Here is a 1,666-nt window from a genome sequence, read left to right as displayed (position 1 = left end):
AGGATGTCGACGGCCTTGTCATGCTGGGCTTCCGTGACGGCGTCCACCGTTACAAGATAGCCGCCGCGGCGCAGGCCCTCGGCGTAGACCGCGCGGTCCTCGTCGGGGAAAAAGAAGTCGCCGAGCGACGCCCAGAAGCCGCGGCCTGCGTCAACATCGGTGGCAGCGACGTTGTCTGATTCCGCGCCGGGCACCAGACGCACGTTGCTTTCGGCGATGCCCGCCGCGATCAGATCGCGCGTGGCTTCCTCGGCGTCGGAACGGTCCCGGAAAAACGCAGTAAGCGTACGTGAGTTCTGTGCTTCCATCATTGTTCTTCTCCTTGGTCAGAGTTGGGCGTTTCAATTCTTTCGACCGTCGCCGTCTGCTTGCGCAACGTGACGGGCATCTCGACATGCTCGGTACTCGTCGAACGCGTGAGGCGGATTTCCTCTTTGAGGACCAGGCGTTTTTCGATCACCAAAACCTCTTCGAGGACAGGGATGACCGTCGTATTTCCTTCCTCCCGGACACCCGGCGCTACGGAGATTTCTCTATCGATGGGTACGCGTTCGACAGTGACGTCCGTCCGTTCGAGATCGGCTGCGGCCAACGACTGCTCGGCATGAGTGGAAGTGGTAACCATCACCTTTCCCGAACTCTTGCGCCGCTGCTCGACGGACAGCTCTTCCTCGACGATCGGGATGTGGGTTGGCTCGCTCATGGATTGATCCTTCGAAAATCAACGTGGCTCGACTCGATAGGTTCCGGCGTCACTTTCCTTCGGCCAACGCAGCGCGAGGCAATCGTCAATCGCGAGCAAAACCTCTTCGCGCGCCCACCCACCGTCTCGCGCGCAGGCAATGATCTCGCCCACGCTCTGGTCGATCAGATCGCGAAGGTCGGGGACTCGTGTAGGGGCGTCGTGAGTGCCGTCCGAGGTGCCGTTCATTGCTTGATTCCCTGTTAGAGGTATTTTGGAGGCTGATAATTGTGGCGGCCCAAACGGTCCCGAGGACAGCCGAGGGCCGCGTTACCCTGCCCGGATTTGTCCTTATTCATTTTCGCTGATCACCGCTCAAAGGAGAGATGTCGCCACTGAAAGAAACGCGTCCGTCGCCATGAGTTCGAGCTGTACGGAGAAGCGGTCTCCCAGCAGCTTTAGAGAGGCGTCATGCGTCTCGTCCGCCCCGCTGCACACTGCGTCCTCGAGCAGGATCATCCGGTATCCGAGGTCGATGCCGCCAAGCACGGCAGCCAGCACACATACATCCGTCTCGCCACCGGAGACCACCAGGGTGGAAACTCCTTCCTGGGCAAGGTCGAAGTGTAGACGTCTGTCGATCCAAGGCGAATATGTCCGCTTGTCGAACACAGTTGCCGGGGGCACGAAGCAAGCTAGTTCGGGCACGAGGTCGACAAGCTCCGGATGCAGATGCTCCATCGTCATGGCCGACCATTTCCGATAGTAGTCCCGCCACGTTCCGCGAAGTTGATCCGCCCTCTCAGGCGGGACGAAACGTGTGAAGATCGTGCGCTCCGGATAACGTCTGGAGACTTCCACCACCTGGTTGGAGACGCGGTCCATCCACGGAACTCTCCACGGCGTCTCTTCGGCGAACATGCGCTGCATGTCGACGCACAGATGTCGCCACTCGCCGAGACCATCCATTCAGCGACCCGACCG

Annotated in this window: 3 protein-coding genes and 1 pseudogene; all 4 read right to left on the bottom strand. The window is 60.2% G+C overall.

All coding sequences use genetic code 11. From position 1 onward, the window contains the following. A pseudogene (locus AC1DYF_RS40230) lies at positions 1–311 on the bottom strand (hypothetical protein); the annotation flags it as partial. Further along, the gene (locus AC1DYF_RS40225) at positions 308–703 is read right to left on the bottom strand and encodes a YsnF/AvaK domain-containing protein (protein WP_477884518.1); all 396 of its coding nucleotides are present in this window, start codon (positions 701–703) and stop codon (positions 308–310) included. The gene AC1DYF_RS40225 and the pseudogene AC1DYF_RS40230, both read right to left, overlap by 4 nt. A gap of 18 nt (positions 704–721) precedes the next feature. Beyond that, positions 722–931 (bottom strand): hypothetical protein, encoded by a 210-nt coding sequence (locus AC1DYF_RS40220; RefSeq protein ID WP_477884516.1) that lies wholly within the window; start codon positions 929–931, stop codon positions 722–724. A gap of 126 nt (positions 932–1,057) precedes the next feature. After that, positions 1,058–1,651 carry a cysteine hydrolase family protein gene (locus AC1DYF_RS40215; protein WP_477884514.1) on the bottom strand — a complete coding sequence of 198 codons (594 nt, stop codon included), beginning with the start codon at positions 1,649–1,651 and terminating at the stop codon, positions 1,058–1,060. Positions 1,652–1,666: the final 15 nt, after the last annotated feature.

The organism is Rhizobium sp. P2_G9, assembly GCF_056403475.1.
Note: the sequence above shows the minus strand (reverse complement) of the source record. Positions and strands in the feature narration are given on the sequence as shown.